This is a genomic window from Pseudomonas orientalis (assembly GCF_022807995.1).
GTDB lineage: Bacteria > Pseudomonadota > Gammaproteobacteria > Pseudomonadales > Pseudomonadaceae > Aquipseudomonas > Aquipseudomonas orientalis_B.
The window spans coordinates 756,243-770,000 of record NZ_CP094351.1; the positions used below are offsets into that span (position 1 = coordinate 756,243).

Annotated in this window: 12 protein-coding genes; 5 read left to right on the forward strand and 7 right to left on the reverse strand. The window is 61.1% G+C overall.

Annotated features, from left to right (window positions below; genetic code table 11):
* Nucleotides 1-36 precede the first annotated feature (36 nt).
* Nucleotides 37-738, forward strand: a complete 702-nt coding sequence (locus tag MRY17_RS03160) for an ArsR/SmtB family transcription factor (protein WP_243353280.1) — start codon at nucleotides 37-39, stop codon at nucleotides 736-738.
* Nucleotides 739-821: 83 nt separating this feature from the next.
* Complete coding sequence (locus tag MRY17_RS03165) at nucleotides 822-2,192, forward strand: MFS transporter (protein WP_191953111.1); 1,371 nt, start codon at nucleotides 822-824, stop codon at nucleotides 2,190-2,192.
* Nucleotides 2,193-2,267: 75 nt separating this feature from the next.
* On the opposite strand, the gene MRY17_RS03170 is transcribed toward MRY17_RS03165, so the two are convergent.
* Complete coding sequence (locus MRY17_RS03170; protein WP_243353281.1) at nucleotides 2,268-3,221, reverse strand: adenosine deaminase; 954 nt, start codon at nucleotides 3,219-3,221, stop codon at nucleotides 2,268-2,270.
* 193 nt (nucleotides 3,222-3,414) lie between these two features.
* On the opposite strand from MRY17_RS03170, the gene MRY17_RS03175 reads away from it, so the two are divergent.
* Complete coding sequence (locus tag MRY17_RS03175) at nucleotides 3,415-4,506, forward strand: calcium:proton antiporter (protein WP_104501540.1); 1,092 nt, start codon at nucleotides 3,415-3,417, stop codon at nucleotides 4,504-4,506.
* Between the two features lie 136 nt (nucleotides 4,507-4,642).
* Here the strand turns inward: MRY17_RS03175 and MRY17_RS03180 are convergent, their stop codons facing one another.
* The 6 genes from MRY17_RS03180 to MRY17_RS03205 all read right to left on the reverse strand — a co-directional run bounded on the left by MRY17_RS03180 (nucleotide 4,643) and on the right by MRY17_RS03205 (nucleotide 10,725).
* Nucleotides 4,643-6,001, reverse strand: a complete 1,359-nt coding sequence (locus MRY17_RS03180; RefSeq protein WP_243353282.1) for an 8-oxoguanine deaminase — start codon at nucleotides 5,999-6,001, stop codon at nucleotides 4,643-4,645.
* Between the two features lie 237 nt (nucleotides 6,002-6,238).
* Nucleotides 6,239-6,925, reverse strand: coding sequence for an SDR family oxidoreductase (locus MRY17_RS03185; protein WP_181284478.1), 687 nt, complete (start codon nucleotides 6,923-6,925; stop codon nucleotides 6,239-6,241).
* Between the two features lie 57 nt (nucleotides 6,926-6,982).
* Entirely contained in the window at nucleotides 6,983-7,564 is a 582-nt protein-coding gene (locus tag MRY17_RS03190; protein ID WP_181284479.1) for an IMPACT family protein, read from the reverse strand.
* A gap of 12 nt (nucleotides 7,565-7,576) precedes the next feature.
* Nucleotides 7,577-8,236 carry a TetR/AcrR family transcriptional regulator gene (locus tag MRY17_RS03195; protein ID WP_181284480.1) on the reverse strand — a complete coding sequence of 220 codons (660 nt, stop codon included), beginning with the start codon at nucleotides 8,234-8,236 and terminating at the stop codon, nucleotides 7,577-7,579.
* An 87-nt stretch (nucleotides 8,237-8,323) separates the two neighbouring features.
* Nucleotides 8,324-9,718: a uracil-xanthine permease family protein gene (locus MRY17_RS03200; protein ID WP_191953108.1), complete on the reverse strand. Its 1,395-nt coding sequence runs from the start codon at nucleotides 9,716-9,718 to the stop codon at nucleotides 8,324-8,326.
* Between the two features lie 86 nt (nucleotides 9,719-9,804).
* Nucleotides 9,805-10,725 carry a LysR family transcriptional regulator gene (locus MRY17_RS03205; RefSeq protein WP_191953107.1) on the reverse strand — a complete coding sequence of 307 codons (921 nt, stop codon included), beginning with the start codon at nucleotides 10,723-10,725 and terminating at the stop codon, nucleotides 9,805-9,807.
* Between the two features lie 126 nt (nucleotides 10,726-10,851).
* Here MRY17_RS03205 and MRY17_RS03210 point away from each other — a divergent pair, with 126 nt between their 5' ends.
* A complete protein-coding gene (locus MRY17_RS03210; protein WP_243353283.1) occupies nucleotides 10,852-12,201 on the forward strand; it encodes an aspartate aminotransferase family protein in 1,350 nt (449 codons plus the stop codon).
* A 39-nt stretch (nucleotides 12,202-12,240) separates the two neighbouring features.
* On the forward strand, nucleotides 12,241-13,734 hold the full coding sequence (locus tag MRY17_RS03215; protein WP_243353284.1) for a CoA-acylating methylmalonate-semialdehyde dehydrogenase: 1,494 nt from the start codon (nucleotides 12,241-12,243) through the stop codon (nucleotides 13,732-13,734).
* The last annotated feature ends 24 nt before the right edge of the window (nucleotides 13,735-13,758 follow it).

A 13,758-nucleotide genomic window follows, 5' to 3' on the forward strand; every position in this document is an offset into this window, starting at 1 on the left:
CCGCAGCAGAAAAACGGTTCAACGGGGAGTCGAAAGATGGAACAGGCACCATGTATCAGTCGTATCGCCAGCTTGCTTGCCGAGCCCAAGCGCACCGCAATGCTGTGGGCATTGATGGACGGTTCGGCGAAGTCTTCAGCGGAGTTGGCGACGTTCGCCGGGCTGTCGCCGGCATCGGCCAATGCCCATTTGGCGCGGTTGACCGGCAGCGGCCTGCTGCGGGTCGAAACGCGACGGGGCAAGCGGCTGTTTCGCGTGGCGGCGGCCGATGTCAGTGTCGCCATCGATGCGCTGGCGACGACGACCATGGCCAGTGCGGCGCGCACTGAGCCGGATGTTCAGCCACCCGCGTTGTCGGCACCGCCGCTGTTGCGTCGCGCCCGCGTGTGCCACGACCACCTCGGCGGTGAGCTGGCGGCCGCGCTGTACCAACGAATGACGCAGGCAGGGTGGATCCAGCGCTACGAACAACGTACCGAAGTGACGGTCAAGGGCATGCGGCATCTGGCGGAGCTGGGGATTTTTATCCAGGCATTCTCGCCGCCGTTGGTCTGTGATTGTTTCGACTGGAGCCAGCAGCAACCGCACGTGGGCGGCGCGCTCGGCGCGGGGTTGTTGCGGCTGTTCCTGCAGTCGAACTGGGTGAGTGCCATTGACGAGTCCCGGGCCTTGTCTGTCAGCGACGCCGGGCTTGCGCACATCAACCGGTTGGCCGCATTGCAGGAGCGTCGCTCCTAGTTTCGGTCAGGTCGCATCCAGCCATCGGCAACGCAGACGATGCCGCACACTCGTCCAGGGGTTTCTACACTTGGGGGTGGGGCATGGGAATGCAGGGCTATAGCGCAGCAGAGCGTCTGGAACGGTTGCCCATCAGTGGTTACCACCGAATCATTTTCATCATCATTGCCCTGGCGTTTTTCTTCGACTCCATGGACCTGGCGATGATGACGTTTCTATTGGGTTCGATCAAAGCCGAGTTTGGTCTGAGCACGGCCCAGGCCGGGTTGCTGGCCAGCTCGAGCTTTTTCGGCATGGTGGTCGGCGCTTCGCTCTCCGGAATGCTCGCCGATCGCTTTGGGCGCAAGCCGGTGTTTCAGTGGAGCATCGTGCTGTGGGGCGTCGCCAGTTACTTGTGCTCCACGGCGCAGACCGTCGAGACGCTGACGCTGTTTCGCATCCTGCTGGGCATTGGCATGGGCATGGAATTTCCCATCGCACAGTCGATGTTGTCGGAGCTGATTCCGGCGAAGCGACGCGGGCGCTATATCGCGTTGATGGATGGTTTTTGGCCGCTGGGGTTTGTCGCTGCCGGGGTGCTGTCTTACTTCCTGCTGCCGGTGGTGGGTTGGCGTGACATCTTCCTGGTGCTGGCGGTGCCGGCGATATTCGTGCTGGCCATCCGGTTTTTCATTCCGGAATCGCCACGCTGGCTGGAACAGGCAGGCCGCCACGAGGCGGCGGACAAGGTGTTGCTGGGCATTGAGCAAAAGGTGCGTAACTCCCTTGGCGGCGCCGACTTGCCGGAGCCTGTCGCCTTGCCGCGGGTGGCGAGTACGCCGGGCACGTTCTTTTCTTCCTTTCAGCAGCTGTGGTCGGACCGGTACCGTCAACGCACGATGATGATCTGGAGCGTCTGGTTCTTTGCCCTGCTCGGGTTCTACGGGCTGACTTCGTGGTTGAGCGCGTTGTTGCAGCAGTCAGGCTTTGCTGTGACGCAATCGGTGTATTACACGGTGATCATTTCCCTCGGCGGGATCCCCGGTTTCCTGATGGCGGCGTGGCTGGTCGAGCGTTGGGGGCGCAAGCCGGTGTGCGTGGTGACGTTGCTGGGCGGCGGGGTGATGGCGTTCTTGTATGGGCAGAGCGCGGTGTTTGGCGGCAATGTCGGCCTGCTGATTACGACCGGCTTGTTGATGCAGTTCTTTCTATTTGGCATGTGGGCGGTGCTGTACACCTACACGCCGGAGCTGTATCCCACTTCGGCGCGCGCGACCGGGTCCGGGTTTGCGTCGGCGATTGGTCGGGTGGGGTCTTTGCTGGGGCCACTGGTGACCGGGCTGGTGTTTCCGATAACCGGGCAGGGCGGGGTGTTTGCCTTGGGCGCGTTGTGTTTTGCGGTGGCTGCGCTGGTGGTGTGGGTGTTCGGGATGGAGACCAGGGGCAAGACGTTGGAGGCGTTGTCCGAAGTCTGACAGACACGATTAAACCCTGTGGGAGGGGGCAAGCCCCCTCCCACATTTAGCCTTCATTCATTCAGTAACTAGCGGTCAAGGTTTTACCAGCCGCGCATCCAGGCTGTTCTGCGCCAGGCGTTTGGCCTGGTCCTGGGTCATGCCCAGGGAGGTGTACAGCGCGTGGAAGTTCTCGGTGACGTAACCGCCGAAGTAGGCCGGATCGTCCGAGTTCACCGTGACCTTCACCCCAAGCTCGAGCATGTCGAGGATGTTGTGCTGGGCCATGTCGTCAAACACGCACAGCTTGGTGTTGGACAGCGGGCAAACGGTCAGCGGGATCTGCTCGTCGATGATGCGCTGCATCAGGCGCTCGTCTTCGATGGCGCGCACGCCGTGGTCGATGCGCTGGATTTTCAGCAGGTCGATGGCTTCCCAGATGTACTCGGGCGGGCCTTCTTCGCCGGCGTGGGCGACGGTGAGGAAGCCTTCGTGACGGGCACGGTCGAACACGCGCTGGAACTTGCTCGGCGGGTGACCCATCTCCGAACTGTCCAGGCCCACGGCGACGAACGCGTCACGGAACGGCAGCGCCTGGTCGAGGGTTTTCTCGGCTTCGGCTTCACTCAGGTGGCGCAGGAAGCTGAGAATCAGGCCGCTGGTGATCCCCAGTTGCTGCTCGCCGTCTTTTAGCGCGGCAGCGATGCCGTTGAGCACCACTTCGAAGGGCACGCCTCGGTCGGTGTGGGTTTGCGGGTCGAAGAAGGGTTCGGTGTGAATCACGTTCTGGGCTTTGCAGCGCAGCAGGTAGGCCCAGGTCAGGTCGTAGAAATCCTGGGAGGTGCGCAGCACATCGGCGCCCTTGTAATACAGGTCGAGAAACTCTTGCAGATTATTGAAGGCGTAGGCCTTGCGCAGGGTTTCGACGTCGTTCCACGGCAGCGCAATCTTGTTGCGTTCGGCCAGGGCGAACAGCAGCTCAGGCTCCAGCGAGCCTTCCAGGTGCAGGTGCAGTTCAGCCTTGGGCAGGGCGTTGAGCCAATCGTACATAGCTAAAATCTCATCAGGTGCAATGGCGGCATTCTACAGGCCATGGCTGAAATAATCGGCAAAACCTGACCAGCAGGAGAGTATTTGATTTATTCGCACAAGGTGGACGTGAACTAAGGTGTAACGAAACGTTAGCGGCGTGGCGCAGTCTGTACCCCAACGATGACTGATTTGCCGTACATAAAGGCCCCCCATGCTCACTTCCCTCAAGCAAGAAAAATTCATGTTGGTGGCGCTGATTGCCGCCATTGCCGCCTACCCGCTGGAACACTGGATGCTCCACAGCGGGCAGATAGTGGCGTTGCTCGCCGGCCTCGCCTTGATTGCATTTATCGTGATGGCGTCGATGCGCGTGGCCCACCATGCCGAACAACTGGCGGAAAAGGTCGGCGACCCCTACGGCACCATGATCCTGACCCTGGCGGCCGTGCTGGTGGAAGTGGTGATCCTGGCAATCATGATGAGCAACGAGCCTTCACCCACGCTGGTGCGCGACACCATCTATTCGGCGGTGATGCTCGATATCAACGGCATCCTCGGACTGGCCGCGCTGATGGGCGGCATCAAGCATGGCGAGCAGTCCTACAACGATGACTCGGCGCGCACCTACAGCGTGATGATTCTCACCGCCATGGGCGTGTCGATGGTGGTGCCGGAGTTTATCCCCGAGGCCGACTGGAAAATTTACTCGGCCTTCACTATCGGTGCGATGGTGGTGCTCTACACCTTGTTCCTGAGAATGCAGGTAGGCCCGCACAGTTATTTCTTCAGCTACAGCTATCCGGAAAAGCGCCGCAAGAAATCAACCGAAGAAGAACACGCGCAGCCCGTGAACCTCGCGTTCTCGATCGGCACCCTGGTGTTTGGTGTGATAGTGATTGGCGCGTTGGCCGAGGTGATGTCCAAGACCCTCGACCTGGGCCTGGAAGGGACGGGCGCCCCGCCGGTGATCACCGCGATCGTCGTGGCGGCTATTTCCGCCGCGCCGGAAATTCTTACGGCATTGCGCGCCGCCCTGGCCAATCGCATGCAGTCGGTGGTGAACATCGCGCTGGGTGCGTCGCTGTCGACGGTGATTCTGACGGTGCCGGTGATGGAAGCCATGGCCCTCTACACCGGCCAGCCGTTCCAGATGGCGATGACGCCGGTGCAGACGGTGATGGTGTTTATTACGCTGATTGTCAGTGCGATCAACCTCAATGATGGTGAAACCAATGCCATCGAGGGGATGACGCATTTCGTGCTGTTTGCGACCTTCATCATGCTGTCGCTGCTGGGGCTGTAACCCGATTTCAAGAGCACCATAAGACCAAATGTGGGAGGGGGCTTGCCCCCGATGGCAGTGGGTCAGCCAGCTTATATAGGACTGACACACCGCCATCGGGGGCAAGCCCCCTCCCACATTTTGGACTGTGCTTGGTTTAGATTCCGGCGATCAACTGACGGGCCGCCCGGGTGTGATCGGCGATCAGAGCTTTCAGGTCGAGGCCTTCGACTTGACCGTCGATTACCCGCCATTGGCCTGCAATCATTACGCGGTCCGCTCGGTCAGCACCGCACAGCAGCAGCGCTGAAATCGGGTCATGGCTACCTGAGAAGCGCAGCTCATCGAGTTTGAACAGCGCTAGATCAGCCTGCTTTCCTACAGCCAACTCTCCGATATCCGTACGCCCCAGCAACTGCGCCGAGCCTTTGGTCGCCCAACCCAACACACCTTCAGGGGTGATTTTTTCCGCGCCATAACGCAGGCGCTGAATGTACAGGGCCTGACGCGCTTCAAGGATCATGTTCGAGGCGTCATTGGACGCGGAACCGTCCACGCCCAGGCCGAGGGGGGCTCCGGCGGCGAGCAGGTCGAGGGTCGGGCAGATACCGGAGGCCAGGCGCATGTTCGAACTCGGGCAATGGCAGATGCCCGTGCCGGCAGCGCCCAGGCGCGCGATTTCCTCCGGGTTGAAGTGAATGCCGTGGGCCAGCCAGGTGCGCGGGCCGAGCCAGCCGACGCTGTCGAGATAGTCCACGGTGCGCAGGCCGAAACGCTGCAGGCAGAAGTCTTCCTCGTCGAGGGTTTCGGCCAGGTGCGTGTGCAGGCGCACGTCGAGCGAGGTGGCCAGTTCGGCACTGGCGCGCATGATTTCGGGGGTGACGGAAAACGGCGAACAGGGCGCCAGGGCAATCTGGATCTGCGCGCCGTCGCCGCGCTCGTGGTATTCACGGATCAGGCGTTGGCTGTCGTCGAGGATCACCTGGCCCTGTTGCACGGTCTGCTGCGGCGGCAGGCCGCCATCGGCTTCGCCCAGGCTCATGGAACCGCGGGTGAGCATGGCGCGCATACCCAGTTCGCGCACGCTGGCGACCTGCACATCAATCGCGTTTTCCAGGCCGTCGGGGAACAGGTAGTGGTGGTCCGCCGCCGTGGTGCAACCGGAGAGCAGCAATTCGGCGAGCGCCACTTTCGTTGCCAGGGCCAGTTTTTCCGGGGTCAGTCGGGCCCAGACCGGGTACAGGGTCTTCAACCAGGGAAACAGTGGCTGGTTGACCACCGGCGCCCAGGCGCGGGTCAAGGTCTGGTAGAAATGGTGGTGCGTGTTGATCAGCCCGGGCAGGACGACATGTTCGTGGGCATCGAACACTTGCGCACAGGGCTGCGCAGGTTGTTGCGCTTGGGCCAGCACTTCGGTGATGACGCCGTCCTGCAGCACCAGGCCGCCACGGGCATCAAGGCCATTGGCGGTGAAGATCGCGAGGGGATTTTTTAACCAGATACGGGTCGCAGGCATTGGCCGGCTCCTCTGAATGATGGGTTCAGGTTTGCCAGCTCAGTGTTGCCCTGTCTGCTGATCCAGGGTCGCCGGTAAAGGCGAGGTGGGTAGATTACGTGTTGGTCCACATGCAGACAAGCGGACGCGGTCAATGTGGGAGGGGCTTGCCCCCGATAGCGGTGGGTCAGCCAATTTATATATGACTGATACACCGCCATCGGGGGCAAGCCCCCTCCCACAGGGTAGTCGGTGAATTTACCAGGCGATGGTGTCACCCTTGTAGTCCACAAAATGATGGCCGCCCTTGCCGGTGTAGGCATTTACCTGATCCACCAGGCCACGCACGCTGGTCTCGACATCGATGTGCGCGTTTTCGCCGCCCATGTCGGTTTTCACCCAGCCCGGGTGCAGCGATAACACCGTTGGTTTGTGCTCGCCCAGTTGGGTGATAAAGCTGTTGGTCATGGAGTTGAGCGCCGCCTTGCTGGCCTTGTACAGCGCCATGTCCGAACCGTCGGGAATGGTGACGCTGCCCAGCACCGAACTCATGAAGGCCAGCACGCCGGTGTCCTTGCGGATCTGCCCGACAAAACGCTGGGCCAGGTTGATCGGGGCCACGGCGTTGGTGAAAAACAGCTGGCCGACTTCGGCCAGGGTGGCGTGCCCCGGCTCCTGGTTCGCGGGGCCCTTGACGCCGGCATTGACGAACAGCAGGTCGAAGGTCCGGTCTTTCAGGCGCTGGGCCAGGGCGATCACGGCTTGCTGATCGTCCATGTCGAGTTTCTCGATCTGCACCGGGCCCACGGCTTTCAGGGCATCGGCCTTGTTCGGGTCACGCACGGTGGCGGTCACGTCCCAGCCGTCCTGCAGCAGTTGCTTGACCAGGCCGAGGCCCAGCCCGCGCGAGGCGCCGATGATCAGTGCGGTTTTTGGCGTAGGCATGAAAAGCTTCCTTTGGAGTCGCGGTTCAGGGAGTTGCGGTGAGCAACAGTAGCAGCTTCAGCGTTGCAGCAGGATACGTCCCCGGCTCAGGTCGGCGAGCTGGGCTTGCAAGGTGTCAATGTGGGCTTCGCCCAGGGCCAGTTGCAACTCCACGCCGTTGGCGGTGAAGGTCTCTTCCACGACCAGCCCGTCCAGTTCGGCAACGCGCAGCTTCAGCAGGTTCAATTCGGAGAAACCGCAGGCGCACCTTAGCGGTACACGATTGATCAGTTCAATGCGCTCGGCATTCTGCAGGCACTTATTCGCGCCGCCGCCGTAGGCTCGGGCCAGACCACCGGTGCCCAGTTGAATCCCGCCGTACCAGCGGATCACCAGCACGACGACTTGATCAAAGCCTTGCGCCTCGATGGCCGCCAGAATCGGTCGCCCGGCGGTGCCGCCGGGTTCGCCGTCGTCGTGGCTGCGGTATAGGTCGGCCAGCTTCCAGGCCCAGCAGTTGTGCGTCGCGTTAAGGTCGCTGTGCTGCTCGATAAATGCCTGGGCGTCCTGCGCGCTGGTGATCGGCGCCGCGAGGGTGATAAAGCGGCTTTTGCGTATTTCTTCACGAAATTCGCAAAAGCCTGTCAGCGTGAATGGCATAAGTCGCTTCGTTTATAAGGCCGGCTTGATGCCACAGCCTTTGAGAATGATGTGAATCAGGTTGGTGCCGGCGTCCTCCATATCCTGCTTGGTCAGCTTAGTGCGACCGGTGACGCGGCAGATCTGGGTGGCGAAGTCGGCATAATGCTGGGTGCTGCCCCACAGCAGGAAAATCAGGTGCACCGGGTCGATGGGGTCCATCTTGCCGGCATCGATCCAGGCCTGGAACACGGCTGCACGGCCGCTGAACCAGGCGCGGTAGTCCTGGCTGAAATATTCGGTGAGGCATTCGCCGCCGCTGATGATCTCCATGGCGAAGATCCGCGAGGCCTGTGGCTGGCGTCGCGAGAATTCCATCTTGGTGCGGATGTACCGTGAGAGGGCCACGGCCGGGTCGTCTTCGGCGGTCAGCGCGTTGAACGTGCTGTCCCACAATTCGAGGATATTGCTGAGTACCGCAATGTACAGGCCCAGCTTGTTGGTGAAGTAATAGTGCAAGTTGGCTTTGGGCAGCCCGGCACTGGCAGCGATGGTGTTCATGCTGGTGCCCTTGTAGCCATGGCGCGCGAATTCATCTTCAGCCGCCTGTAGAATCGCTTGTTCGTTCTTTTGCCGAATGCGGCTGGCGGGTTTACCGGCGTGGTTGCTGTGGGCAGGAACTTCGAGGCTCATGGAGGTTTCCGTGCTGATCGATAGAGGCGACGTGTGCACAGATAACCCACCCTAAAGCCTCAGACAAGTGTTGATGCAATAAAACCGTCAAAGCGTTTCCAGGGCGTCGCTTTCTGCTGTGTGGTTCGCAGCGGTGTGAGTGGTCTTGGCCTCGGGTAACAGCAGGCACAGCACAATGGCGGTCAGGCCGCCGCTGGTGATGGCGGAGTCGAACAGGTTCTGCACCAGGGTTGGCATCAGGTGCAACAGATTGGGTTGGGCGGCGATGCCCAAGCCGACACCGAAGGAGGTGGCGATGATCAGCATGCTGCGTCGGTCCAGCGGTGCCTGGGCCAGGATGCGCACCCCGGCTGCGGCGACGCTGCCGAACATGACCAGGGTTGCACCGCCCAGCACCGGTTTGGGGATTTGCTGCAACACCGCGCCGATCATGGGAAACAACCCGAGGCACACCAGCACCACACCGATGTACAAGCCGACATAGCGGCTGGCCACGCCGGTGAGTTGGATCACCCCGTTGTTTTGCGCGAAGGTGGTGTTGGGGAAGGCGCTGAACGTGGCGGCGATCATGCAACTGACGCCATCCCCGAGCACGCCGCCTTTGAGTCGGCTTATATAAGAGGCACCGCTGATGGGTTGGCGGGCGATCATGCAGTTGGCGGTGAGGTCTCCGACGGTTTCGATGCTGCTGATCAGATAAATCAGCGCGATCGGCAGGAAGGCGCTCCAGTCGAAGTTGAAACCAAAGCGAAACGGTACCGGCAGGCTGATCAGAGGCACGTCGGGTAATGCCTGGGGCACCAGCTTGCCACTGAACCAGGCGGCCAGGCTGCCCAGGGCCAGGCCGATGATGATGGCCGAGAGGCGTACCCAGGGCGTGTTCGAGCGGTTGAGCAGAATGATCGTCAGCACCACGAACAGGCCCAGGGCCAGGTTGATGGGGGCGCCGAAGTCAGGAGCGTTGAACCCGCCGCCCAGGTCGGTGATGCCGACTTTTATCAGGCTGATACCGATCAGCGTAATCACGATCCCGGTCACCAGGGGCGTGATGACCCGGCGCAGTTGGCCGATAAAGCGGCTCAGCACGATCTGCACCAGGGCGCCGAAAAAGCACACGCCGAAAATCATCGCCAGGATGTCCTCAGGGCTGCCGCCGCGTTGCTTGACCAGGAAACCGGCGGACAGCACCGCGCCCAGGAACGCAAAGCTGGTGCCTTGCAGGCAGATCATTCCGGCGCCGATACCAAACGGCCTGCGCGCCTGGATGAACGTGCCGACGCCGGAGACCATCAGCGCCATGCTGATCAAATAGGGCAGGTGCGCGGTGAGGCCCAGGGTGGAACCGATGATCAAGGGCGGTGTGATGATACCGACGAACGCGGCCAGCACATGTTGCAGGGCGGCCAGCAGGGCGGGCAGTGGCTTCGGGCGATCATCGAGGCCGTAGATCAAGTCGTTGGGGCTGGAGGATTCTGGCGGCATGGCGGTCAACTCGGGGCGGACGGTTCAAGGTCCTTGTGCCTTGCAAAAAACTGTCCATCTGCTCAGCTTTTTGCGCAACGCCCGAATTAGCGCGTTGCCGCCAGGCTTTGCAGGAAACTTTCCAGCACCAAATGGGGGCGACGGCCCTTGCGCGTGACCGATGCCAGGCTCAAATCGTAAAACCGTGTAGCCGGTTTCAGCGCGCGCAGTCGGCCTTGCTGTACCCACAGGCTGGCATAGTGATCGGGAAGGTAGCCGATATAGCGCCCGGTGAGGATCAGGAACGCCATGCCCTCACGGTCGGAGGCACTCGCCGTGCAATTGAGTGCCTGATAATGAGCCTGGATCTCGGCGGGCAAACGAAAGGTGGGTGCGATGGCGTCCTGGCCGTCGACCCGCGCGTCATCCAGTTGTTTGTCGTCGGCATAAAACAGCGGATGCCCGACCGCGCAATAAAGCAGCGAGCGCTCGCTGTACAGCGGTTGGTACTCCAGGCCCGACAACGCGCTGGCCTGGGGCACCACGCCGACATGCAGACGGCCGTCGAGGACACCTTGCTCGACTTCACTGGGGGCGATCATGCGGATCTGAATCTGCACGTCCGGGCCGCGCTCCTTCAACTGCGCCAGGGCGTGGGTGATGCGCATGTGGGGCAGGGTGACGAGGTTGTCGGTCAGGCCGATGATCAGCTCGCCGCGCAAGTGCTGGTGCAGACCGTTGACTTCGGTGCGAAAACTTTCCAGGGCGCTCAACAGTTGCAACGCCGACTGATAAACCTCGCGGCCTTCTTCCGTCAGCGAGAACCCCGCTCGGCCGCGTTGACAGAGCCTCAGCCCGAGGCGCTGTTCCAGGTCGCTCATTTGCTGGCTGATGGCCGAACGGCCTATGCCCAGTACGGTTTCCGCCGCTGAAAAGCCGCCGCATTCCACCACACTGCGAAAGATGCGCAGCAAGCGGATATCGAAGTCGCTGACTTGGGCCAGCGGATCGGGTCGACGGCTGCTCATAGTTTAGTGAAGGCCTGACTGAAGGTTATAAAAGTTGGATTTCATCGACTTTATCGCCGTGGCAACTTAGCCGCAACCACGCTTTTTCAATCCCGACGCTGCCTTTTGCCTTGCGAGGTTTTGCCGATGAACATGCCGGAAAACGCCCCATCATCCCTGGCCAGCCAACTCAAGCTGGATGCTCACTGGATGCCTTATACCGCCAACCGTAACTTTCAGCGCGATCCGCGCCTGATCGTCGCCGCCGAAGGCAGCTGGTTGACCGATGACAAGGGGCGCAAGGTCTATGACTCGTTGTCAGGCCTGTGGACCTGCGGCGCCGGGCATACGCGCAAGGAGATTCAGGAGGCGGTGGCCAGGCAGTTGGGTACCCTGGACTACTCTCCGGGCTTCCAATACGGTCATCCGCTGTCCTTTCAACTGGCGGAAAAGATTACCGACCTGACCCCAGGCAACCTCAACCATGTGTTCTTCACCGACTCCGGCTCCGAGTGCGCCGATACCGCCGTGAAGATGGTGCGCGCCTACTGGCGCCTGAAGGGCCAGGCCACCAAGACCAAGATGATTGGCCGCGCCCGTGGCTACCATGGTGTGAACATCGCCGGCACCAGCCTTGGCGGCGTCAACGGTAACCGCAAGCTGTTTGGTCAGGCGATGATGGATGTTGATCACCTGCCCCATACGTTGCTGGCGAGCAATGCCTTCTCCCGTGGCATGCCGGAGCAGGGCGGTATTGCGTTGGCCGATGAGTTGCTCAAGCTGATCGAACTGCATGACGCGTCAAACATCGCTGCGGTGTTTGTCGAGCCCATGGCCGGCTCCGCAGGCGTGTTGGTGCCGCCACAGGGCTATCTCAAGCGCCTGCGCGAAATCTGCGACCAGCACAACATCCTGTTGGTATTCGACGAAGTGATCACGGGTTTCGGCCGCACCGGTTCGATGTTCGGCGCCGACAGCTTCGGTGTGACTCCGGACTTGATGTGCATCGCCAAGCAAGTCACCAACGGCGCGATTCCGATGGGCGCGGTGATTGCCAGCAGCGAGATCTATCAGACTTTCATGAACCAGGCGACGCCGGAGTACGCGGTGGAGTTTCCCCACGGTTACACCTACTCGGCGCACCCGGTGGCCTGTGCTGCCGGCCTCGCGGCCCTGGACCTGCTGCAGAAGGAAAGCCTCGTGCAGAGCGTAGCCGAAATCGCACCGCACTTTGAGAATGCGCTGCATGGCTTGAAGGGCAGCAAGAACGTGATTGATATTCGTAATTACGGCCTGGCCGGAGCGATCCAGATTGCGCCGCGTGACGGTGACGCCATCGTGCGTCCTTTCGAGGCCGGCATGGCGCTGTGGAGGGCCGGTTTCTACGTGCGCTTTGGCGGTGACACCCTGCAGTTCGGGCCAACCTTCAACAGCAAGCCCCAGGACCTGGATCGCCTGTTCGACGCGGTCGGTGAAGTGCTGAACAAGATCGACTGATTTCTCCTTCTATATAGAACAACTTTTCAGGAGCCCTGCATGAGCCTTATCCAGCATTTGATCAACGGTGAATTGGTCAGTGACAGCGGTCGGAGTGCCGACGTGTTCAACCCGTCCACTGGTCAAGTGATTCACCAGGTACCGTTGGCCAGTCGCGAAACCATCCAACGGGCGATCGATTCGGCCAAGGCGGCATTCCCGGCCTGGCGTAACACGCCTGCGGCCAAGCGTGCGCAGGTGATGTTTCGTTTCAAGCAGTTGCTGGAGCAGAACGAAGCCCGTATCTCGCAGTTGATCAGCGAAGAGCACGGCAAGACGTTGGAGGATGCCGCCGGTGAGTTGAAGCGCGGGATCGAGAACGTGGAGTACGCGTGCTCGGCGCCGGAGATTCTCAAGGGCGAATACAGCCGCAACGTGGGCCCGAACATTGATGCCTGGTCGGATTTCCAGCCATTGGGCGTAGTGGCGGGTATTACGCCGTTCAACTTCCCGGCAATGGTGCCGTTGTGGATGTATCCACTGGCGATTGTGTGCGGTAACTGTTTCATCCTCAAACCGTCGGAGCGCGACCCCAGTTCAACGTTGCTGATCGCACAATTGCTGCAGGAAGCGGGACTGCCTAAAGGCGTGCTGAGCGTGGTGCATGGCGACAAGGGCGCGGTGGATGCATTGATCGAGGCGCCAGAGGTAAAAGCGCTGAGTTTTGTAGGATCCACGCCAATTGCCGAGTACATCTATTCCGAAGCGACCCGGCGTGGCAAGCGCGTGCAGGCACTGGGTGGGGCGAAGAACCACGCGGTGTTGATGCCGGACGCGGACCTGGATAACGCCGTCAGCGCCTTGATGGGCGCTGCATATGGTTCCTGCGGTGAACGCTGCATGGCGATCTCGGTGGCGGTGTGCGTGGGTGACCAGGTGGCGGATGCGTTGATTGCCAAGCTGGTGCCACAGATCAAGGCGCTGAAGATCGGAGCGGGCACCACCTGTGGTCTGGATATGGGACCGCTGGTGACGGGGCAGGCGCGGGATAAGGTCAGTGGCTATATAGAAGACGGTGTGTCAGCGGGAGCCGAGTTGGTCGTTGATGGTCGTGGCCTGAGCGTCACCGGGCATGAAGAAGGGTTCTTCCTCGGTGGTAGCCTGTTCGATCGCGTGACCCCCGCGATGCGTATCTATAAAGAAGAGATCTTTGGCCCGGTGTTGTGCGTGGTGCGTGTAGCCAGCCTGGAAGCTGCGATGCAGTTGATCAACGATCATGAGTACGGCAACGGTACTTGTATCTTCACCCGTGACGGTGAGGCGGCGCGTCTGTTTTGTGACGAGATCGAAGTGGGCATGGTGGGGGTTAACGTTCCACTGCCGGTGCCCGTGGCTTATCACAGCTTTGGTGGCTGGAAGCGCTCGCTGTTTGGCGACTTGCACGCCTATGGGCCGGATGGGGTGCGTTTCTATACCCGTCGCAAGGCCATCACTCAACGTTGGCCGCAACGGGCCAGCCATGAAGCCTCGCAATTTGCTTTCCCAAGCTTGTAAGGCTCGGTAGTTAGAAGGCCGGCC